Annotated in this window: 23 protein-coding genes; 15 read left to right on the plus strand and 8 right to left on the minus strand. The window is 72.2% G+C overall.

The genetic code is table 11. The features are described from left to right. The first annotated feature begins 71 nt into the window (after positions 1 to 71). The 4 genes from OG799_RS22565 (at position 72) to OG799_RS22580 (ending at position 2,521) form a co-directional block, all read left to right on the plus strand. Entirely contained in the window at positions 72 to 1,004 is a 933-nt protein-coding gene (locus OG799_RS22565) for a ParA family protein (RefSeq protein WP_406037239.1), read from the plus strand. Further along, a complete protein-coding gene (locus OG799_RS22570; RefSeq protein ID WP_406037241.1) occupies positions 1,001 to 1,432 on the plus strand; it encodes a hypothetical protein in 432 nt (143 codons plus the stop codon). Before OG799_RS22565 ends, OG799_RS22570 begins: the two co-directional genes overlap by 4 nt. Before the next feature lie 204 nt (positions 1,433 to 1,636). Next, positions 1,637 to 2,188, plus strand: coding sequence for a DUF1697 domain-containing protein (locus OG799_RS22575; RefSeq protein WP_406037243.1), 552 nt, complete (start codon positions 1,637 to 1,639; stop codon positions 2,186 to 2,188). A 105-nt stretch (positions 2,189 to 2,293) separates the two neighbouring features. Further along, a complete protein-coding gene (locus OG799_RS22580) occupies positions 2,294 to 2,521 on the plus strand; it encodes a TM2 domain-containing protein (protein ID WP_109801640.1) in 228 nt (75 codons plus the stop codon). A 57-nt stretch (positions 2,522 to 2,578) separates the two neighbouring features. Here the strand turns inward: OG799_RS22580 and OG799_RS22585 are convergent, their stop codons facing one another. Together OG799_RS22585 and OG799_RS22590 are read right to left on the minus strand one after the other, a co-directional pair. Further along, positions 2,579 to 3,592, minus strand: a complete 1,014-nt coding sequence (locus OG799_RS22585; RefSeq protein WP_406037245.1) for an MBL fold metallo-hydrolase — start codon at positions 3,590 to 3,592, stop codon at positions 2,579 to 2,581. A gap of 153 nt (positions 3,593 to 3,745) precedes the next feature. Continuing rightward, positions 3,746 to 4,630, minus strand: coding sequence for a serine hydrolase (locus OG799_RS22590; RefSeq protein ID WP_406037247.1), 885 nt, complete (start codon positions 4,628 to 4,630; stop codon positions 3,746 to 3,748). Between the two features lie 135 nt (positions 4,631 to 4,765). Between OG799_RS22590 and OG799_RS22595 the strand changes: the two genes are divergently transcribed. The 4 genes from OG799_RS22595 to OG799_RS22610 all read left to right on the plus strand — a co-directional run bounded on the left by OG799_RS22595 (position 4,766) and on the right by OG799_RS22610 (position 8,733). Beyond that, complete coding sequence (locus OG799_RS22595) at positions 4,766 to 5,743, plus strand: LysR family transcriptional regulator (RefSeq protein WP_406037249.1); 978 nt, start codon at positions 4,766 to 4,768, stop codon at positions 5,741 to 5,743. A gap of 40 nt (positions 5,744 to 5,783) precedes the next feature. Beyond that, a complete protein-coding gene (locus tag OG799_RS22600) occupies positions 5,784 to 6,962 on the plus strand; it encodes an endonuclease (RefSeq protein ID WP_406037251.1) in 1,179 nt (392 codons plus the stop codon). Between the two features lie 131 nt (positions 6,963 to 7,093). Further along, positions 7,094 to 7,948: an aldo/keto reductase gene (locus OG799_RS22605; protein ID WP_406037253.1), complete on the plus strand. Its 855-nt coding sequence runs from the start codon at positions 7,094 to 7,096 to the stop codon at positions 7,946 to 7,948. An 86-nt stretch (positions 7,949 to 8,034) separates the two neighbouring features. Beyond that, complete coding sequence (locus tag OG799_RS22610) at positions 8,035 to 8,733, plus strand: hypothetical protein (RefSeq protein ID WP_406037255.1); 699 nt, start codon at positions 8,035 to 8,037, stop codon at positions 8,731 to 8,733. A 4-nt stretch (positions 8,734 to 8,737) separates the two neighbouring features. Here the strand turns inward: OG799_RS22610 and OG799_RS22615 are convergent, their stop codons facing one another. Then, the gene (locus OG799_RS22615) at positions 8,738 to 9,679 is read right to left on the minus strand and encodes a helix-turn-helix transcriptional regulator (protein ID WP_406037257.1); all 942 of its coding nucleotides are present in this window, start codon (positions 9,677 to 9,679) and stop codon (positions 8,738 to 8,740) included. Here OG799_RS22615 and OG799_RS22620 point away from each other — a divergent pair. The 3 genes from OG799_RS22620 to OG799_RS22630 all read left to right on the plus strand — a co-directional run bounded on the left by OG799_RS22620 (position 9,678) and on the right by OG799_RS22630 (position 12,565). Beyond that, entirely contained in the window at positions 9,678 to 10,427 is a 750-nt protein-coding gene (locus OG799_RS22620; RefSeq protein ID WP_406037259.1) for an SDR family oxidoreductase, read from the plus strand. The two genes, OG799_RS22615 and OG799_RS22620, sit on opposite strands and share 2 nt — an antisense overlap. 70 nt (positions 10,428 to 10,497) lie before the next feature. Further along, on the plus strand, positions 10,498 to 11,481 hold the full coding sequence (locus OG799_RS22625) for an aldo/keto reductase (protein WP_406037261.1): 984 nt from the start codon (positions 10,498 to 10,500) through the stop codon (positions 11,479 to 11,481). 142 nt (positions 11,482 to 11,623) lie between these two features. Further along, positions 11,624 to 12,565 (plus strand): hypothetical protein, encoded by a 942-nt coding sequence (locus OG799_RS22630; RefSeq protein ID WP_406037263.1) that lies wholly within the window; start codon positions 11,624 to 11,626, stop codon positions 12,563 to 12,565. Between the two features lie 47 nt (positions 12,566 to 12,612). Here the strand turns inward: OG799_RS22630 and OG799_RS22635 are convergent, their stop codons facing one another. After that, a complete protein-coding gene (locus OG799_RS22635; RefSeq protein ID WP_406037265.1) occupies positions 12,613 to 13,113 on the minus strand; it encodes a GNAT family N-acetyltransferase; N-acetyltransferase in 501 nt (166 codons plus the stop codon). 123 nt (positions 13,114 to 13,236) lie between these two features. Between OG799_RS22635 and OG799_RS22640 the strand changes: the two genes are divergently transcribed. Further along, entirely contained in the window at positions 13,237 to 13,575 is a 339-nt protein-coding gene (locus tag OG799_RS22640; protein ID WP_406037267.1) for an ArsR/SmtB family transcription factor, read from the plus strand. Next, positions 13,572 to 14,027 carry an SRPBCC domain-containing protein gene (locus tag OG799_RS22645; RefSeq protein WP_406037269.1) on the plus strand — a complete coding sequence of 152 codons (456 nt, stop codon included), beginning with the start codon at positions 13,572 to 13,574 and terminating at the stop codon, positions 14,025 to 14,027. The genes OG799_RS22640 and OG799_RS22645 overlap by 4 nt, the downstream gene beginning before the upstream one ends. Before the next feature lie 470 nt (positions 14,028 to 14,497). On the opposite strand, the gene OG799_RS22650 is transcribed toward OG799_RS22645, so the two are convergent. The 4 genes from OG799_RS22650 to OG799_RS22665 all read right to left on the minus strand — a co-directional run bounded on the left by OG799_RS22650 (position 14,498) and on the right by OG799_RS22665 (position 17,221). Further along, positions 14,498 to 15,382 carry an IS3 family transposase gene (locus OG799_RS22650; protein ID WP_406036413.1) on the minus strand — a complete coding sequence of 295 codons (885 nt, stop codon included), beginning with the start codon at positions 15,380 to 15,382 and terminating at the stop codon, positions 14,498 to 14,500. Continuing rightward, a complete protein-coding gene (locus OG799_RS22655; RefSeq protein ID WP_406036412.1) occupies positions 15,379 to 15,678 on the minus strand; it encodes a transposase in 300 nt (99 codons plus the stop codon). The genes OG799_RS22650 and OG799_RS22655 overlap by 4 nt, the downstream gene beginning before the upstream one ends. Then, positions 15,641 to 16,213: a zinc ribbon domain-containing protein gene (locus OG799_RS22660; RefSeq protein ID WP_406037271.1), complete on the minus strand. Its 573-nt coding sequence runs from the start codon at positions 16,211 to 16,213 to the stop codon at positions 15,641 to 15,643. The genes OG799_RS22655 and OG799_RS22660 overlap by 38 nt, the downstream gene beginning before the upstream one ends. Before the next feature lie 522 nt (positions 16,214 to 16,735). Beyond that, the gene (locus OG799_RS22665) at positions 16,736 to 17,221 is read right to left on the minus strand and encodes a hypothetical protein (RefSeq protein WP_406037273.1); all 486 of its coding nucleotides are present in this window, start codon (positions 17,219 to 17,221) and stop codon (positions 16,736 to 16,738) included. A 252-nt stretch (positions 17,222 to 17,473) separates the two neighbouring features. On the opposite strand from OG799_RS22665, the gene OG799_RS22670 reads away from it, so the two are divergent. Continuing rightward, on the plus strand, positions 17,474 to 18,019 hold the full coding sequence (locus tag OG799_RS22670; RefSeq protein WP_406046374.1) for a dihydrofolate reductase family protein: 546 nt from the start codon (positions 17,474 to 17,476) through the stop codon (positions 18,017 to 18,019). A gap of 283 nt (positions 18,020 to 18,302) precedes the next feature. Beyond that, complete coding sequence (locus OG799_RS22675; protein WP_406037275.1) at positions 18,303 to 18,623, plus strand: GYD domain-containing protein; 321 nt, start codon at positions 18,303 to 18,305, stop codon at positions 18,621 to 18,623. The last annotated feature ends 15 nt before the right edge of the window (positions 18,624 to 18,638 follow it).

Below are 18,638 nucleotides of genomic sequence, written 5' to 3' on the forward strand. Positions count from 1 at the left end.
CTGCTCGCCGCCGATCCCGGGCGGTCCGGCCGTCCCGGATGCCGTTACCGTTCCCGGTCGGGGAGGTGCCGGTGTACGTCGTATCGGTGATCAATTACAAGGGCGGGGTGGGCAAGACCACCATGACCGCCAACCTGGGGGCCGAGCTGGCCAACCGGGGGATGAAGGTGCTGCTGATCGACCTCGATCCGCAGGCCAGCCTGACGTTCAGCTTCTACGACCCGGACGACTGGCGGGACCGGCTGCGCGACGGCCGCACGGTCAAGCGCTGGTACGACGGGCTGCGCGGCGACAGCCCGGGCGTCACCCTCGGTGAGCTGGTGGTCTCCCCCGGCCCGGCGAACGCGCACCTCAAGGGCGCCGGCCGGCTCGACCTGATCGCGTCCCACCTCCAGCTCGTCGACATCGACCTGGCGCTGGCCCGGGGCGTGGCCGACGGCGACGAGTACGACGCCGAGCTGTTCCGGGTGCGGGGCTCGCTCGCGGAGGGGCTGCACGACGAGGCGCTGGACCCGTACGACCTGGTCCTGATCGACTGCCCGCCGAACTTCAACGTGGTCACCCAGTCGGCGATCATCGCCAGCGACCACCTGCTCATCCCGGCGAAGGCCGACTACCTCTCCACGCTCGGCATCGACTACCTGCACGGCAACGTCCGGGAGCTGGTCGACCGGTACAACGCCGACTCCCGGCGGTTCGCCACCATCCGCCGCCACCACAAGGTGGCGCCGGGGATCGCTGGCGTGGTGTTCACGATGATCCAGCTGATGGCGCAGCGGCCGATCGCCGCCCATCAGGGCTACATGGACCAGGTGCGGGCGCTCGGCGTGCCGGTCTTCCCGACCGCGCTGCGCGAGAACGTCACGCTCTTCGCCACGAACACCCCGCGCGGGGTGCCGGTGGTGCTGCGGGAGCGGGTCACCGCCCCGCCGGTCCGCGAGGAGCTGCGGCAGATCACCACCGAGTTCCTCGCCCACCTCCAGCCCGCTGGAGCGACCGCATGACCGACCCGACTCGCACCGCGCTGACCCGGGTCGCCGAGTTCTTGACCGGCCTGTCGGCGGCGGACCTGACCGAGCTGGCCGCCGGCCGGGTCCGCCTGGCGCTGCTCCCGACCGACGCCCCCGCCACCACCCCCGTGGCGGGACCCGCGCCGAGCCCCGGACCGACGGAGGCGCCCGGCGCCGTCCCGCCGCCGGCGGGGCCCTCCACCCCGGACGTTGAGCGGGCGCACGCCGCGCTCGCCGGCATGTCGCGGCGCGACGACGGCACGGCGTACCTGGCGGCGTGGACCACGCGGGAGCTGCGGGCACTGGCGGCGCGGGCGGGGCTGCGCGGGGTGACCGGCCTGCGAAAGGTGGAGCTGGTCGAGCGGATCGTGGACCGCACCGTCGGCTTCCGACTCGACTCCGCCGCCGTCCGCCGACGCTGACGCGCGACGTCCGGCCCCGCACCTCTTCGCGCCGGCGGAGGCGGCCGGGGTGAGAAAGCGGGAGGTGGCACCGCGAGCCTGATGACTCTCAGGCATATTTATGACTGTCAGGCATATTCCTCGGCGGACACCAACCCCGTCCGGCCGTGGGCGCCGTCGCAGTAGGCTGCCCGGCGAGACACCACGAGCGGTGAGGAGACCCGGATGGCCGACGGCACGACCCGGTACGTCGCCCTGCTGCGCGGGGTCAACGTCGGGACCACCCGGATCGCGATGGCCGACCTGCGTCGCCTCGTCACCGACCTCGGCCACGAGGAGGTGAAGACCTACCTGCAGAGCGGCAACGTGGTTTTCGCCAGCACCACGAAGGACACCGCGAAGCTGGCGCGGGGGATCGAGTCGGCGCTCGCCGACGAGCTCGGGCTCGACGTGCCGGTGCTGGTCCGCAGCGACCCCGAGCTGGCGGCGGCGGTCGAGGGCAGCCCGTACGCGGACCGGCAGGACGACCCGACGCGCCTGCTGGTGGCCTTCCTGGCGGCGCCTCCCGCGACGGCCCGCGTGGCCGAACTGACCGTGCCGGCCGGCGAGAACGTCGAGTACACGGTGGTCGGTCGGGAGATCCACCTGCACTTCCCCGACGGCGGGTACGGCCGGACGAAGTTCACCAACGCGTACCTGGAAAAGAAGCTCGGCATCGTGGCGACCACCCGCAACTGGAAGTCGGTCTGCGCGCTGCGCGACCTGGCGGCGGCCTGAGCTGCGGCTACACCGTCCAGCCGAACTTCACCTCTTCGATCTTGTCCGGTGGTCCACGGCCCCGTTAGGCTCCCGGCCGCTGACGTAACCCATGAAAGGACCACCGTGACCGCTCCTGTCTCCGCCACCGCCCAGAAGTCCTGGGTGGTCGCACTTCTGCTCTGCTTCTTCTTCGGCGTGCTCGGCGTGCACCGCTTTTACGCCGGCAAGGTCGGCACCGGCATCCTGCAGCTCATCACCTTCGGTGGTCTGGGCATCTGGACCCTGATCGACTTCATCCTGATCCTGGTCGGGTCGTTCAAGGACAAGCAGGGCCAGCCGCTCGCCAAGTGAGCATCGCGCGACGGTGGAGGGGCCGAACCCCGTGACCCCGGCCCCTCCACCGCCCGCTCAGAAGTGGTACGCGGTGTGGTACTCGGGCACCAGCACCCGGCTGCGCGGCGACACCCTCCGCACCGCCGCGATCAGGTCGTCGAGGCGCTCGCGGTCGCTCGGCGCCACCGTCGGCGGGTTGGTCAGGTCCGTCTCGAAGTTGTCCCAGTGCACCGGCACCACGACCTTCGGGTAGTCGAGGGCCGCCATCAGCCGGCGCACGTAGTCGGCGGTCGAGGCGGTCGCGGCCGAGGCCACCATCGCCACGTCCGGGGCCAGGCCCGTCAGGTTCCGCTCGTTGAGGTCGCTCGCCCCCATGAAGAACACCGCCGGGCCGCCGGCGACCCGGATCTGGTACGCGAGCGTGTCGCCCTCGGGCAGGTCGGCGATGGTGGCCGGCTTCGGCGGCTGGGTGACCCGGACGCCCGGGAAGGCGACCGACCACCCGCCGTTGCGGCTGTGCAGCGAGCTGACCACCTCGACGGTGTAGTCGCCGAAGTCGAGCACCTCGCCGCCCTTGACCGGGCTGAGCTGCTTGGCCGGCACCCCGTACGCCAACCCGAGGTGGTAGGCGGTGAGGGTGCCGAAGACCCGGGCGCCGGTCCGGCCGGCGATGTACGGGACGTCGTTGAAGTGGTCCCAGTGGGTGTGCGTGACCAGCACGTTCTCCGCCCGGTCCACGTGGGCGCCGATGACGTCGGTCCGCACCTGCAGCGGGGTCTCCGGGTTGTAGGCGCCGCTGAACAGGCCGGTGCTGAACCGGCTCAGGTAGGGGTCGACCAGGACGGTCCGGTCGCCGATGTCGATGCGCCAGCCGGACGTGCCCCACCAGCGGAAGCTGACCGCGCCCGAGCGACGGCTGCCGGTGGCGGCGGCCGGCGCGGCGGCCGGCGCGGCGGCCGCCGCGGCGGCCTGGGCGGGCGCGGTCAGCGCGGCGGCGCCGAGTCCGCCGGCCGAGATGGCGGCGGTGCCGGCGGCGGCGTCGCGCAGGAATCGCCGGCGGTCGTAGCCGGACGTGCGGTTCTCGGACATGGTGCGTCCTCCCGGTGCGGGTGGTTGTTCGGTCCGTCCACCTCAGCACCGGGCCCGTCGGGATGTCCAAGATCGACCGGCCGCACCGGCGATATCCGGTCGCATATCGGAGCAGGTCAGCGCGGGTGCCGGCGGGTCGGACCGGCCCGAAACTCAGTCGGCGCGCAGCGCCTCGACGGCCACCCGGGCGGCCTCGCCCATCGCCAGGTCCACGTCGATCCGGCGGGTGTCGAGCCGTTCAGTGCGGGCGGAGACCGCGATCGCGTACCGGCCGCCGTCGGGGTACTCGACGACGCCGGCCTCCAGGTGCAGGCCCGGCAGGGTGCCGCTCTTCGCGGCGACCCGCACGCCGGGTGGGAATCCGGAGGCGAGCCGGGTCCAGAGGAGCTGCCGGCCCATCAGCTCCCGCACCATGGCGCAGGCGGCGGCCGGTCCGGCCTCGTCCCACCAGATCAGGCCGAGCAGCCGGGTCAGCTCGCGGGCGGTGCTGGACGTGGTGTGCGCGGGGTCGAAGACCCGCATCGCGCGGATCCGCTCCGCCGGCAGCGTCGGGAAGATCCGGGCGAAGTCGGCTTCGCTGCGCGCGCCGATGTCGGCGAGCATCGACTCGACCAGTTGCCGGGGACCACCCACGATCCGGGTACGCGGCAGCCCCAGCTCGGCGGCGAGCATCGGCACCACGTCCGGACCGACCCGGCGCAGCAGCAGGTCGGCGGCGGTGTTGTCGCTGACCGACATGGCGAAGTAGGCCAGGTCGCGCAGGGAGACCTCGGCGTCGTCGGCGCAGCCGGCGATCCCCCAGCCGCCGAGCCGGTCCTCGGCCCGCACCAGCACCCGTTCGGTCGCGTCGAGCTGGCCGGCGGCGACCTGCCGGGCGAACTCCAGCACCAGCAGGATCTTGAACACCGAGGCGATCACCACCTGCTCGTCCGCCCGAACGGCCACCTCCCGCGCCCCGTCGCCGTCGACCGGGACCACATGCAGGTTCCCCCCGATCCCCGCCCGCCCGAAGATCTCCCCCACCCGCTCCTCAACCATCCCCCCACGCTAACCCCCACCCCCCGCCTCGTCGATCTTGCACGTCGGGTCGCCCTTTCGCGCCGTTCACCGGGATCCCCGGGCAGCAACTGCAAGATCACCGGGGGGTCGGGCGGGGAGCGTAGGGTGCCGGGGGTGGATCTGCTGCGGCATCTGCGGCACTTCGCGGTGGTCGCGCGGGAGTTGCACTTCGGGCGGGCGGCCGAGGAGTTGGGCATGGCACAGCCGCCGCTGAGCCAGTCGATCCAGCGGCTGGAACGGGAACTGCAGGTCGAGCTCTTCGACCGGTCCCGGCGGCAGGTGCGGCTGACCACCGCCGGCCAGCTCCTGCTCGGTGAGGCCGATGAACTGCTCGCCGCCGAACAACGACTGCGCAACCTGATCCGGCAGGTACGCCAGGGCGCGCTCGGGGTGCTGCGGGCCGGCGTACCGCCGGAGACCCCCGCGGTGACGCTGCGCGCGCTGCTGGACCGGCTCGGCACCGAGGCGCCCGGGCTGGACGTCGACCTGCACGAGCTGACCAGCACCGAGCAGGTCCGGATGCTCGCCGAGGGGCGGCTCGACGCGGGTCTGCTGCACCGCCCCGTGGACGAGGCGGGACTGCGCTTCGGCCCGGCGGTGGACGTACCGCTGGGGGTGCTGCTGCCGCGGGCGTCGCCGCTGGCCCGGGCCCGGCAGGTCGACCTGGCCGAACTGGCCGGGCTCGACCTGATCACCGCGCCGCCCGCGACGGCGCCCGGCTGGCACGAACACCTGCTGGCCGTCTGCCGTCGGCACGGCTTCACGCCCGGCCGGATCCGGCACGCCCGCAACCCGGAGTTCCTCTTCGGGCTGGTGCTGGCCGGTGGGGCGGTGGCGATCGAGCCGGAGGCGCTGGCCCGACGCGAGCCGCGGATCGCCTGGCGGCCGGTGGCCGGGGAGCCGCTGGTGAAGCGGACCTCGGCGGCCTGGCCGGACCGGTCGCCGCACCCGGCCGCGCCGATGTTCGGGCAGCTCGCGGCCGAGGTGCTGGCCCTCGCCGAGCCGCCGGCCGGGCCGGCGGCGATCGCGCCGGCCGCCCGGCCCTGGCCGGTGCTCTTCGAGGCCGGCCAGGGCGGAAAGTTGCCCTCCTGATCTCCCCGAGTTCACCCGAGCGCCGCTAACATCGCTGTTCATGAATATGAAGAGCGTCACCCGCTCGCGACCCGGGCGGCTGATCGCGGCGTTCGCGCTGGTCATCGCCGTGGTGACCCCCGCGGTGGCGGCCACCTCCGCGTCCGCGGCGACCACGTTGACCGTGGCGCAGGCGCTGGCCGCGCAGGACGGCCGGACGGCGACCGTGACCGGGTACGTCATCGGCCAGCCGACCGCCTCCAGCACGGTGATCACGTCCAACTACACCGCCGACACCGCCATCGCGATCGCCGACACGGCCGCCGAGACCAGCCCGAGCCGGATGCTCTACGTCCAGGTCACCACCGCCTGGCGCGGCACCTTCGGGCTGCTCAGCAACCCGTCCCTGCGCGGGAAGCAGGTCACCGCCACCGGCACGCTGACCGCGTACTTCAGCCACGGCGGGCTGAAGAACCCCACCGCGATGAGCCTGGGCGGGACCAGCCCGTCGCCGACCGCCTCCCCGAGCCCCACCTCGACCAGCGGCCCGTACGACTCGACCTACTACGCCAGCGCGGTCGGCAGGACCGGCAACGCGCTGCGCAGCTCGCTGCACGCGATCATCAACGTGCAGACCACGCTCTCCTACGACCAGGTGTGGGAGGCGCTGAAGGACACCGACCAGGACCCGGCCAACGCCAGCAACGTCATCCTGCTCTACACCGGACGGTCGCAGAGCAAGACCACCAGCGGCGGCGGCGTCGACGACTGGAACCGCGAGCACGTCTGGGCCAAGTCGCACGGCGACTTCGGCACCGCCAACGGCCCCGGCACCGACGTGCACCACCTGCGCCCCGAGGACGTCTCGGTCAACTCGCTGCGCGGCAACAAGGACTTCGACGCCGGCGGCAGCGCCGTCGCCGAGGCGCCCGGCTGCTACACCGACGCCGACTCGTTCGAGCCGCGCAACGCGGTCAAGGGCGACGTGGCCCGCATGATCATGTACATGGCGGTCCGGTACGAGGGCGACGACGGCTGGCCCGACCTGGAGATGAACAACTCCGTCGCCAACGGCACCGCGCCGTACCTCGGGAAGCTGTCGGTGCTGCTGCAATGGAACACGCAGGACCCGCCGGACGCCTTCGAGCAGCGCCGCAACCAGCGCATCTACGAGCGGTGGCAGGGCAACCGCAACCCGTTCGTCGACCACCCGGAGTGGGCCACCGCCATCTGGGGCTGACCAGGGTTGTCGCAGATCACCCGGCCGGGTCGTGAAGAAATGGCCCGGCCGGGTAGAACATCTTGGTGGCACGCCCGGCTCCGCGCGTGGAAGCGCTTCCGGGCACCCCGACGATGGGAGAAGAGGCTTACATGGCCGCGAACACGATTCCCGACATCTCACTCAACGACGGCAACACCATCCCGCAGCTCGGCTTCGGGGTCTTCCAGATCGAGCCGAAGGACACCGCGGCGGCCGTCGGCAAGGCCCTCGAGGTCGGCTACCGGCACATCGACACCGCCGAGATGTACGGCAACGAGGCCGAGGTCGGGCAGGCGGTCCGCACCTCCGGGCTGGACCGCGGCGAGGTCTTCGTCACCAGCAAGCTGAACAACGGGTTCCACCGGCCCGACGACGCCCGCAAGGCGTTCGAGTCGACGCTGCAGGCACTGAAGTTCGACTACCTGGACCTGTTCCTGATCCACTGGCCGCTGCCCACCCTCTACGACGGCGACTACGTGTCCACCTGGAAGGTGCTGGAGGAGTTGCAGCGCGACGGCCGGATCCGGTCGATCGGCGTGTCGAACTTCCAGGTGCCGCACCTGGAGCGGCTGGCCGCCAAGGCGGACGTGGTGCCGGCGGTGAACCAGATCGAGGCGCACCCGTACTTCGGCAACGAGGAGGTGCGCGCATACGACAAGGCGCACAACATCGTGACCGAGGCGTGGTCGCCGATCGCCCAGGGCAACGTGCTCGACGACCCGACGGTCGTCGACATCGCCCAGCAGGTCGGCCGCACCCCCGCCCAGGTGGTGCTGCGCTGGCACGTGCAACGCGGCGATGTGGTCTTCCCGAAGTCGACCACCCCGAAGCGCATCGAGGAGAACGTCCAGATCTTCGACTTCGCGCTGGACGACTCGGCGATGGAACGGATCACCGCGCTGGGCAAGGGCGAGGCGGGCCGGCAGGGCCCGAACCCCGACACGTTCGACTACGTGCCGAGCTGACGTAACGCGGCGGAAAAGCGCGACGCCGGTAAGGAGGGGGCCCGGCAGGGCTCCCTCCTCGCGTACGAAAGGACCCCCTCGCCGCGATGATGCGCCGCCGTCTCCCGCTCGCCCTGCTGTCGTTGCTGATCGTCGCCGGGGTCGGCGCCTGCGGGCCGACCGCGGCCCCCCGGGCCAGCCGCTGGTCCGCGCCGCCGACCCCCTCGGCGACACCGCCACCGCCGCTGCGGCCCGCGCCCACCACGGCCGCTCAGGTGCGCACCCGGGTGAAGGCCGCGATGCTGGAGCTGGACGCCGACTTCCACCCGGAGACGGCCGACTACGCCGAGGAGACCGCCGAGGCGGTGAAGCTGATCGCGCCCTGCCGGGACACCCTGCCGTCGGACCGCAAGCGCAGCGGGCAGCGGGAGCGGCTCTGGCGCGGGGAGAAGGTCTGGATCCGCCAGTACGTCGTCGGCTACCTCAAGGTGCCCGGCCGCAAGCTCGCCGACGAGCTGCGCGCGACCCTGGCCAACTGCAAGCGGTACACGTACTCCTCCGAGGGCAAGGTGTCGACGATCGTGCGCCCCTCGCCCCCGCTGGTGCCGGACGGGCCGGAGACGGTCACCTTCTGCGAACGGCTCGCCAGCAGCCGCCCGTTCCACCAGTGCACGCTGTTGCTGACCCGGGGCAACTTCGTGCTGGAGATCGACGCCTCCGACGAGCACGGCGACCTGGCCGCCACCCAGAAGCTGCTGGTCCGGCTGGCCCCGCTGGCCGTCACCGCCCTGCAGAAGGCGGCCTGATCCCTCAGGAGCGCACGCGCTCGGCGATCCGGCGGAAGGCCGCCTGGGTCGCCGAGCCCGGCGCGGCGACGTAGACGATCAGCCGCTGGTCGGTCTCCGGGACGTGCAGCACCCGGCACTCGAACTCCAGCGGCCCCAGCTCGGGGTGGTCGATCCGCTTGACGGTCGGGCGGCGCTCGCCGACCTCGTGCTCGGCCCAGAGCGCGGCGAACCGGGGTGACACCCCGAGCAGCTCGGTGACCAGCGCCGCGATCGTCGGGTCGGCCGGGTAGCGGCCGTACGCGGCCCGCAGGTCCGCGATCGAGGTACGGGCGAAGCGCAGCGCCTCCGGGTCGTCCCAGTACGACCCGGGGACCGCCCGGCGGAACATCCAGCGGATCATGTTCCGCTCGTCGGCCGGCACCGCCGACAGTTCGCCTACGAACCAGGTGGCCAGCCGGTTCCAGGCCAGCACCTCGTAGGTCGCGTCGACCAGGTAGGCCGGGCTCTCCGTCATGGCGTCGAGCAGGTGCCGTAGCCCCGGCGTGACCTCCCGGCTCGGCCCGGTCGCCTCGGGCGGGCTCTCCCCGGCGATCCGGAACAGGTACGCCCGCTCGTCCCGGGTGAGCAGCAGCGCCCGGGCCAGCGCGGCGAGGATCTGCCGGGACGGGTGCGGTCCGCGCCCCTGTTCGAGGCGGATGTAGTAGTCGATCGACATGCCGGCGAGCTGGGCGACCTCCTGCCGGCGCAACCCGGGCGTGCGACGGCGTACCCCCTCGGGGAGGCCGACTTCGGTGGGGCGCAGCCGGGCCCGGCGGCTGCGCAGGAAGGCGGCGAGTTCGTCGCGCCGCAGCGTCGTCATGCCCTTCAGCTTGCCGCAGCCGCGCCCGGCGAGGGTGGTACCCCCGATACCAGCCTCGGCGGGCCTCTCCCGGCCGGCCGGCACCCGCGGCAGGCTCGACGGCATGACGACGACGATCGCCCTGATCACCGGGGCCAACAAGGGAATCGGCCTGGCCACCGCCCGCCAGCTCGGCGCGCTCGGGTGGACCGTGCTGGTCGGCGCGCGGGACGCGGCGCGCGGCCGGGCGGCCGAGCGGACGCTGCGCGACGGCGGCGCGGACGCCCGGTTCGTGCCGCTGGAGGTGACCGACGAGCAGTCGGTCGCCGCCGCGGCCAAGCTCATCGAGCAGGAGTACGGCCACCTCGACGTGCTGGTCAACAACGCCGGCATCGTCCGGGCCGACGGCACGGCGCTGCCCAGCGAGACCACCCTCGCCACCCTGCGTGAGGTGTACGAGACGAACGTGTTCGGCGTGGTGGCGGTGACCAACGCGCTGCTGCCGTTGCTGCGCAAGGCGCCGGCGGCCCGGATCGTGAACGTCTCCAGCGAGGTCGGCTCGATCGCGGTGATGACCGATCCGCAGGGTGCCCTGTTCCCGCTGACCTCGATCCCGTACCCGACGTCGAAGACGGCGCTGAACATGGTCACCGCCATGTACGCCAAGGAGCTGCGGGACACTCCGATCAAGGTGAACGCCGCCAACCCCGGCTACTGCGCGACCGACCTCAACCACCACAGCGGGTTCCGCACGCCCGAGGAGGGCGCCGAGGTCAGCGTGCACCTGGCGACGCTGCCGGCGGACGGGCCGAGCGGCCTGCTGTGGGGTTTCCAGATGGACGCCGGCGGCGGGTACGGGGTGCTCCCCTGGTGACCGCTTGACTTAGAGCGCGCTCGAAAGGACAGGGTGGTCGGCGTCGGCTCACATTCCACGGGGAGGACCCATGAGATACCGCACGATCGGCACCGACCCGACCACCCGCCGCGAGGTCAGCGTGCTCAGCCTCGGCGCGATGCTCTTCGGCACCACCACCGACGAGGCCACCTCGTACGCCATCCTCGACCGGTACGTCGAGGCCGGCGGCACCTTCATCGACACCTCCGACAACTACGCGTTCTGGATGAACGGCGGCCAGGGCGGGGAGAGCGAGGAGCTGCTCGGCCGGTGGCGGCGCAGCCGGGACGTCGGCGACGAGATCCTCATCGCCACCAAACTCGGCGCCCGGCCCCTCGCCCCCGGCACCAGCTACACCGACAACCCGGAGGGCCTGTCGGCGAAGGTGATCCGCGAGGCCGCCGAGCGCAGCCGGGAACGGCTCGGCGTGGCGAAGCTGGACCTGCTCTACGCGCACATCGAGGACCGGACCGTGGAGCTGCGGGAGACCGTGGAGAGCTTCGCGGAGCTGGTCGCCGAGGGCACGGTGGGCCTGCTGGGGGCGAGCAACCACCGGGCCTGGCGGGTGGAGCGGGCCCGGGCGCTCGCCGCCACGGCCGGCCTGCCCGGGTACGAGGTACTCCAGTACCACCACACCTACCTGCAACGCCGCTTCGACGTGCCCAGCGACCTGGACCCGGACGGCGACGTCGGCGCGGTCGGCCCGGACCTGGCCAGCTACCTGCGGGCCGAGCCGGAGCTGGCCCTGGTCGCCTACTCGCCGCTGATCCGCGGCGGCTACACCCGGGCCGACCGGCTGGGTTCCGCGTACGACCTGCCCAGCACGCCGGGTCGGCTGGCCGCGCTGCGGGAGGTGGCGGCGCAGGCCGGGGCGACGGTGAACCAGGTGGTCCTGGCCTGGCTGATGGGCGGGGACGTGCCGGCGATCCCGCTGGTGGGGGCGTCGTCGGTGGCGCAGCTCGACGAGAGCCTGGCCGCGGTGGACCTGGAGCTGACGGCGGAGCAACGGGCCCGGCTGGACGCGGCGCACTGACGCCGGCCGCACGGCGAGGAGCAGTCGGTGTCCTCTTCCGGACAGAACTTTGGCCGGTCGGGGCGCGGCGACGGTCCGGTGTGGCGCGTGTAGACCGTAATGGCGCGGCGACCGGCCGCCGCCACACACGGGAGGACACCTCATGCACGCACGGACCGGCCGCCGACTGGCGGCCACTCTCGCCGGCACCGCACTCGCTCTGACCGGCGCGCTGCCCGCGATGGCCGGGACCACCCCGTCGGCCGAGACCGCGGTACACGCGGAGAAGCTCACCCTGAACCCCGGCAACCGGGGCTATCAGGGCGACATGACGGTCACCGTCACCAACACGGGGACCACCGCGGGCGACTTCTACCTGCGCATCCTGGAGCCGATCGGCGCGTCGTTCCGCCACATCGGCCCGGGCGACCCCTGCTTCTACCAGGGGTTCAGCGACAACCGGCGGATCATCGACTGCTACCCCAGCTACTTCCAGCTCCAGCCGGGTCAGTCGGGCCAGGCCACCCTGTCGTTCGAGGCGCTCACCACGGTCCGCCCCTACCCGATGCGGGCCGACCAGGGCACGATTCAGGTGCTGGCGTCCGGGCAGACCGAGGCCGCCGGCCGCGCCAGCTTCGGCACGCTGCTGCGCTCCCCCGACGGATCGGTGCGTCACCCCCGGCCGTACGTCCAGGACGCCCAGCCCCGCGCGTCCGTCACGGCCGGCGACGCGACCTTCACCCGGCGGCCCGACGGTAGCTGGTGGGGCCGGGTGCCGGTGAGCGTGCGCTACGCGGGTGACGCCGCGCACGACGAGCTGTGGGTCAACGGCATCGACCTGCCGGCGGGGGTGACGGTCTGGGGCACCGACCCGGAGAGCAACCCGGCGGACTGGGTGGGCCGGGTGCCGGTGCCGGGGGGCCGGTTCATGGCGGGCGAGCAGCGCAGCTTCGACCTCGTGCTGCGCGCTGCGGACGGGACGGCGCCCGGTGACCTGGGCACGGCCACCATCGCGGTGGGCACCCGGTGGTCCCCGATCGACGAGGTGGCCGACGCGGACCCGAGCGACAACACGGTCACCGTCCGGCTGGCCGCGGCCGGCTGATCCGACGTCACGGCGCGGTGGGTTCGATTCCCGCCGCGCCGTGACAGTCACGCCGTCAGGTCGACGCGCCAGTCGTTGGAGCGCATCAGGTGGCCCGGCGGGTACTCGAACTCGGTCTCGCCGAGCAGGGTGAAGCCGGCCTTGCGGCAGACCGCGTTCGACGGCGGGTTGTCCACCGACGGGTAGGCGTGCGCCCAGCGCCGGTCGCCGCGCGCCGCGGCCGCCGCGATCGCCGCCCGGACCGCGGCGGTCGCCAGCCCCCGTCCCTGGTACGCGGGCAGGACCGCCCAGCCCAGCTCGTAGACCTGCTCGCCGCGCCACTCGCGGTCCCAGTAGCCGACGCTGCCGACCTTCGTCCCGTCCGGCAGGACGATGGTGAACATGTGGCCGCTGCGCAGGCCCGGGCCCCGCAGATACCGCTCGTGCCGGGCGAGCACCTCCTCGTCGGTCTCCGGGCCGCCGGTGTGCGCGCGCACCTCGTCGCTGTTGAGCTGTTGCAACAGCTCCAGGTCGTCGGCGCTCCACCGCTCGATGCGGACGTCGGTCATGCCATCCCCCGTTCTCCGGCGCTCATTGAAGCAGCCGGCACCGACACCCCCGGCGGAGCCCGGGCGGCAAGAAGCTCAACCAATCGGTTTACAAATCGCGCTGCAACAATTACCGTCAACCGCATGGTTGAGGATCCGGTGGGGATGGACGCGGTGTTCCACGCCCTCGCGCACGGGGCACGACGCACCATGCTGCGCCGGCTCGCCGAACGGGAGCTGACCGTCGGCGAGCTGGCCGAGCCCCTGGACATGTCCCTGGCAGCGGCGTCCAAGCACCTGCAGGTGCTGGAACGCGCCGGCCTGGTACGACGCACCATCACCGGCCGCCGGCACGTCTGCGCGCTGGAACCCGCCCCGCTCGCCACCGCCTCCGCCTGGCTGAAGTTCTACCAGCGCCACTGGACCGACCGCCTCGACGCCCTGCAGACGCTCCTCACCGGCGAAGAAGGGACCGACCGATGAGCACCGCCGTACGGCTGCACCGCGACCTGCCCGCCCCACCCGACAAGGTCTACCGCGCCTGGCTCGACCCCGACCTGCTGCGCCGCTGGCTCGCCCCCGGCGGCTTGGAGGTGGCCCGCGCCGAGGTCGAGCCCCGGGTCGGCGGCCGGTACCGGATCTGGCACACCGACGCCGGCGCCCACGTCGGCGGCTTCGACTGCGAACTGGTCGAACTGGAGCAGGATCGGCGGATCGTCTGGCGGTGGGGCTTCCTCGGCCCGCAGCGCGAAGCCGGCCCGACCTTCGACTCGCTGCTGACCGTCACCCTCGACGCGAACCCGGACGGCGGGACGGCGCTCAGCCTCGTACACGAAAGGTTGGACGACCTGGCGGCGGCGATGCCGCAGGTCGCCGACGGCGTCGCGGCCGGCTGGCAGTCGGTGCTGGACAAGCTCGCGGAGGTGACGGCGTGAAGCTCGTGGTGGTGGAGTGGATGAGCGTCTCTGGTTTCCTATGTGATCCTCAGCGAGCCGGACATCCCGCCTGTGCCGCGCCGTCCCGGTTGGGTGATGGGGGTGGCGTGGACGTGGCGGTGGAAGCCGCGGCCGAGGGCTGCTCCGCGGACCCGGTGTGGGTGTCGCGGAGTGGTGGTGGTTACCGTGTGCGGCACCTGGCGGACCGTCCCTGGCGGGTTGGTCTCCTGGGGTGTCCGTCCCGCCGGACGCTTGCCGGCAGATCGCCAGGGGGCGTCTGTCGGGGCGGGAACCCGCCGTCGCAAGGGCAGCAGGCGTGAAGTCTTGACAGGTGCAGGTCGGGTCTGCTTCGGGGTGGGCGCGTTTTTCCGTCGATCCCGCACCGGCCTGGTTGTCGCGGTTGGGGCTGGCCGACGCTCCCGGCGCCGCACTGGTGTGAGCTTCCACCCCGGGACCGGACACCGGGGTTCTCACGCTGCGAGGGCGTGGGTGTGACGATACCCGAGGCGGGCCTCGGTGGGTGTGCGGTATCCAATGGTCGAATGTAGACGGTTTGTGTTGTAGTAGGCCAGGTAGGCGAAGACCGCTTGGCGAGCGGCGGCGCGGGTGGGCCAGACCTTGGTGCCGACCTCGGTTTTCAGGGTCGCGAAGAAGCTTTCCGCGGCCGCATTGTCATAGCAAGATCCAGTACGGCCCATCGATGCCCGTAGCCGATGTCTGCGCAGGCAGCGGCGGAACTCGGTGGAGGTGTACTGCGATCCGCGGTCCGAGTGGAAGATCGCGCCCTTGCCGGTCAGGCCCCGGCGGGCGGCCAGGGTGATCGCGTTGCAGGCCAGCTCGGCGCGCATGTGCTCGGCCATCGCGTGCCCGACCACCTCGCGGGTGTGCAGGTCGATGACGGTGGCCAGATACAGCCAGCCCTCCTCGGTGGGCAGGTACGTGATGTCGCCGACCAGCTTCTCGCCCGGCGCGGCGGCGGTGAAGCCCCTGCCGAGCAGATCCGGGGCCGGTGGCGCGGTCACATCCTGCTTGGTCAGCGATCGGCGTCGCCGGCGCGTGAAGCCCACGATCCCGCGCTGACGCATGATCCGCTCGACCTTCTTGCGGTTGACCCGCCGGCCGCGCCGGCGTAGCTCCACCGTCACGCGCGGGGACCCGTACGCCTGTCGGTGCGCCGCGTGGATCGCGGTGATCTCCGCAGCGAGCGCGTCCTCGTCCTGCTCACGCTGCTCGCGGGCCTCCGCGGCGTGCAACCACTCGTAGAAGCCCTGGCGGCGCACCCGCAGGACTCGACACAGCCGCGTGACGCCGTAGGTGGCGCGCTCGGCGGAGATGAAGCGGTAGCGGCTGGTCAATGCCCCATCTCCTTGGCAAAATATTGGGCTGCCTTGCGGAGAATGTCCTTCTCCAGCTCCAGCTCCCGCACCCGAGCACGCAGCTTGCGCAGCTCTTCGCGCTCGGTGAGCGTCAACTCGGGCTCCGCGGACCGGCCGCCGGCCTCCCTACGCTCCTCGGCCCGGACCCAACCACGCAGCGTCTCATGGTTGACGCCCAGGTCACGGGCTATCTGCCGCAACGGCGAGTCCGACGAACGGACCAACGCCACCGCGTCCTTACGGAACTGCTCGGTGTACTGCGAGGGACGTGCCACCAGGGCATCCTTCCTCCTGGCTCATCTGCCAGGGATCAGGGTGTCCGGCCCGAGGGGGGAAGCTCAGTGTGTCGGTGGCTGTCCGGATCGCGGCCTGGCCGTTGCGGTCGCGGCGGGTTTTGGTCTGGTTGGTCAGGCCCCGGGCGGCGATGCGTTGCGCGGCGGCGTGGTCGCGGTCCAGTGACAGGCCACACGAGCAGTGGGCCCACCGGTACCCGGCCACTCGCCCCTCCGGTGTTTTGACGTGCGTGACCGCGGCGCCGCAGCGGGGACAGCCCGACGACGTGCCACGCGCGGGAACGGTGACGACTGCGATATCGGCTTTCGCGGCGAGGTGAGCGACGGCGGTGAACACGGTGCCGCGTACCGCGCCGGACAGTCGCCGGTTGAGGCTGCGTGACCGGCCAGCCGCCTCGAGGGTGGCGAGGTCCTCGACGTAGATGATGGTGGCGCCGACCGCGCTGGCGTGGTCGACCAGCCATCGCGCCGCCGACCAGGCAAGCGCGTGGTTGAGATGCCGGATCCGGGCGCACACCGCCGCATGCTCGGCCTGCAGCCGGGCAAGCTTGCCAGTCAGGGCCGGGTCGGCGTGCGCGGGCCGGCCGTCGCGCAGCCGGGTCAGGTGGTCGGCTTTGGTGTTGAGGCTCGCGGTGGCGGCGTAGTCGCACCAGTTTCGCTGACACGCCGGTCGCGTCGAACCGCAACGGACGCCCGTCCACGACGACGCAGCCGCCCTCGAGGTCGGCCACGGTGCCGGTCAGCAGGGTGTTCACCCCCCAGTCAACACCAAGCCCACGCGTGTGCCCGTCCACCCGCGCCGGGGTGTGCGGGGTCTGCCAGGGCAGGTCGACACGAACCCTGCCATCGCGGGGCCGCAGCGTCGGGGTGCACACCTTCACCCCGGCGGGCACCGCGGGCGGCAGCACCACCTCGGCGGCATGCCACGCCCAGTCGCGGTAGGAGACCGGCGCCGCGCACACCGGAAGCTGCGACCACACCCGCACGATCCGGTCGTCCCGGTCGACGACGACCTGTTGCCGGTCGGCCGCGGCCAGGCTCACCTGCCGCGCCACGACCGGCGGGCCCTCCAGCTCACACAGCCCCGCGGGCAGCCGCCCATGCACTCGAAGGTATGCGGTGATCTGCCGGGTGCGGTTGCGGATCGTCGCGTTGTCGGTGCCTTCGGATAGCGCCGCCCGTAACGCTGACATTCGGCATCGGTGCGGGCGAACGGATCGGCCGGCCACGTCGCGAGCAGCGCGGCAACCACCGCACGACGATGGCAGGCCAGACGCAGAGCACGGGCGGCTTCTTCCTCGGCGATACGACGAACCCGGTCCGACACCACCACACCCGCCGGCGCCACGGCACCCCAGCCCAGCCGGCGCAACGCCATCCACCCACTTGCCGGCAGACGCCTCCCATCAGCACCGACCCCGCCGGCGAGCACCGCAAGGTCGGCATCCGACCAACGCGCGGCGATCACCTGATCGGCCATCCCCCGCACCAGGTCCGCCAGCCACCCCACCCGCTCGGCAAACACCCGCCCCGCCACAGGCCTCTGAGCTCCCGGCGCGTCGGGCGTACCACCGCACACCGCCCGGTACCCAGTGCACGTCGCGGTCGACGTCAGCACCGAACCCGCCACTACCCCACGCCCCTACCCGCGGCCGCCAGCAGTCGACGCTTCGCCTCACGAGACCGGATCCCATACACTCGGCCGGCGAACACGGCCACCAATGACGGGAAAATACCACATAGGATCGCTTAGCCAACCAGCCAGCAGTGGCAAACCCTGGACGGGGTGGTGCAGGCGCCCGGCGCGCCCGACGAGGACCCCAGCGGCGGGTTCGCGCACGGCGGCTGGCACCTGCGCTGGTTCGACGACACCTCCCGGCAGTGGGTGGTGGACGGTTTGGAGTCGGCTTCCGCATTCCTCTTCGGACGGTTGACCTACGAGAGGTTCGCCGCGCACTGGCCGCACGTCAGCGGGCCCGAGCGGGTGGTCGCGGACCCGCTGAACAGCAAGCCGAAGTACGTGGTGTCCTCGGCGCTGTCGTCCCCCACCTGGGCGCACACCTCGGTGCTGCCGGACCTGCCCGCCGTCGCCAAGCTCAGGGAGTCCGGTGACGGCGAGCTGCACGTGATCGGCAGCGCCCGGCTGGCCGCGTCCCTGCTGGCGCACGACCTGGTGGACGAGCTGCGGCTGATGGTCGACCCGGTGCTGCTCGGCGGCGGCAAGCGGATCTGGCCGGAGGACGGGCGGCTGTCGTCGTTCGCCCTGGCTCGCAGCGAACCGACCAGCACCGGCGCGCTGCTGCTGACCTACGCACGAACCTGAGCGGCGGGCGGCCGATGACTAGCCGCCGGCCTGGCGGGTACGCGCGGTCCATGGGTAGTCACAAGCCGAATAAGCACGACCCCGGCGGCGAGTCGGCACGTGCGGGGCGGAATCCCGGCAGCGGGGCGCGGGGCCGGCAGGGCTCGGAGGTCGAACACTCGCCGGACCGCCGACATCTGCGGGCCGCGACCGGGACATCGGGCACCGAACGCGACCAAGGCCGGGCCAGGGTCGAGGGTTCGGAGCGGGTTCAACGCCAAGGGACTCGGTAGGTGAGGTAAAAGTGGCGAAATTCCTGTTGCAGTCGACCTACACCATCGACGGGCTCAAGGGTCTGGTCAACGATGGTGGTACCAAGCGGGCCGAGGTCGTCCGGAAGGTGATCGAGGCCAGCGGCGGGCGGATGGAATCCATTCACTTCTCATTCGGTAAGCACGACACCTACGTGGTGTGTGACCTGCCGGACCACAAGACCGCCGCCGGACTCGCCATTGCCATCCGGGCGTCGGGCGGTGTCGACTCGCGGATCACTCCGCTGCTGACACCGGCGGAGGTCGACGAGGCGACACACCAGAAGACCGAGTACCAGCCACCGGGGCGGTGACCCTGCGCGGCGAGG

Source organism: Micromonospora sp. NBC_00898 (assembly GCF_045207895.1).
Classification (GTDB): domain Bacteria; phylum Actinomycetota; class Actinomycetes; order Mycobacteriales; family Micromonosporaceae; genus Micromonospora.

What these genes read in the sequence shown, in the direction of transcription:
- OG799_RS22575 (WP_406037243.1), top strand. Translation starts at nt 1,637, where the DNA reads ATGGCCGACGGCACGACCCGGTACGTCGCCCTGCTGCGCGGGGTCAAC.
- OG799_RS22620 (WP_406037259.1), top strand. Translation starts at nt 9,678, where the DNA reads ATGACGACGACGATCGCCCTGATCACCGGGGCCAACAAGGGAATCGGC.
- OG799_RS22635 (WP_406037265.1), bottom strand. Translation starts at nt 13,113, where the DNA reads ATGACCGACGTCCGCATCGAGCGGTGGAGCGCCGACGACCTGGAGCTG.
- OG799_RS22590 (WP_406037247.1), bottom strand. Translation starts at nt 4,630, where the DNA reads ATGGTTGAGGAGCGGGTGGGGGAGATCTTCGGGCGGGCGGGGATCGGG.
- OG799_RS22605 (WP_406037253.1), top strand. Translation starts at nt 7,094, where the DNA reads ATGGCCGCGAACACGATTCCCGACATCTCACTCAACGACGGCAACACC.
- OG799_RS22645 (WP_406037269.1), top strand. Translation starts at nt 13,572, where the DNA reads ATGAGCACCGCCGTACGGCTGCACCGCGACCTGCCCGCCCCACCCGAC.
- OG799_RS22570 (WP_406037241.1), top strand. Translation starts at nt 1,001, where the DNA reads ATGACCGACCCGACTCGCACCGCGCTGACCCGGGTCGCCGAGTTCTTG.
- OG799_RS22610 (WP_406037255.1), top strand. Translation starts at nt 8,035, where the DNA reads ATGATGCGCCGCCGTCTCCCGCTCGCCCTGCTGTCGTTGCTGATCGTC.
- OG799_RS22630 (WP_406037263.1), top strand. Translation starts at nt 11,624, where the DNA reads ATGCACGCACGGACCGGCCGCCGACTGGCGGCCACTCTCGCCGGCACC.
- OG799_RS22625 (WP_406037261.1), top strand. Translation starts at nt 10,498, where the DNA reads ATGAGATACCGCACGATCGGCACCGACCCGACCACCCGCCGCGAGGTC.
- OG799_RS22585 (WP_406037245.1), bottom strand. Translation starts at nt 3,592, where the DNA reads ATGTCCGAGAACCGCACGTCCGGCTACGACCGCCGGCGATTCCTGCGC.
- OG799_RS22640 (WP_406037267.1), top strand. Translation starts at nt 13,237, where the DNA reads ATGGTTGAGGATCCGGTGGGGATGGACGCGGTGTTCCACGCCCTCGCG.
- OG799_RS22600 (WP_406037251.1), top strand. Translation starts at nt 5,784, where the DNA reads ATGAATATGAAGAGCGTCACCCGCTCGCGACCCGGGCGGCTGATCGCG.
- OG799_RS22615 (WP_406037257.1), bottom strand. Translation starts at nt 9,679, where the DNA reads ATGCCGTCGAGCCTGCCGCGGGTGCCGGCCGGCCGGGAGAGGCCCGCC.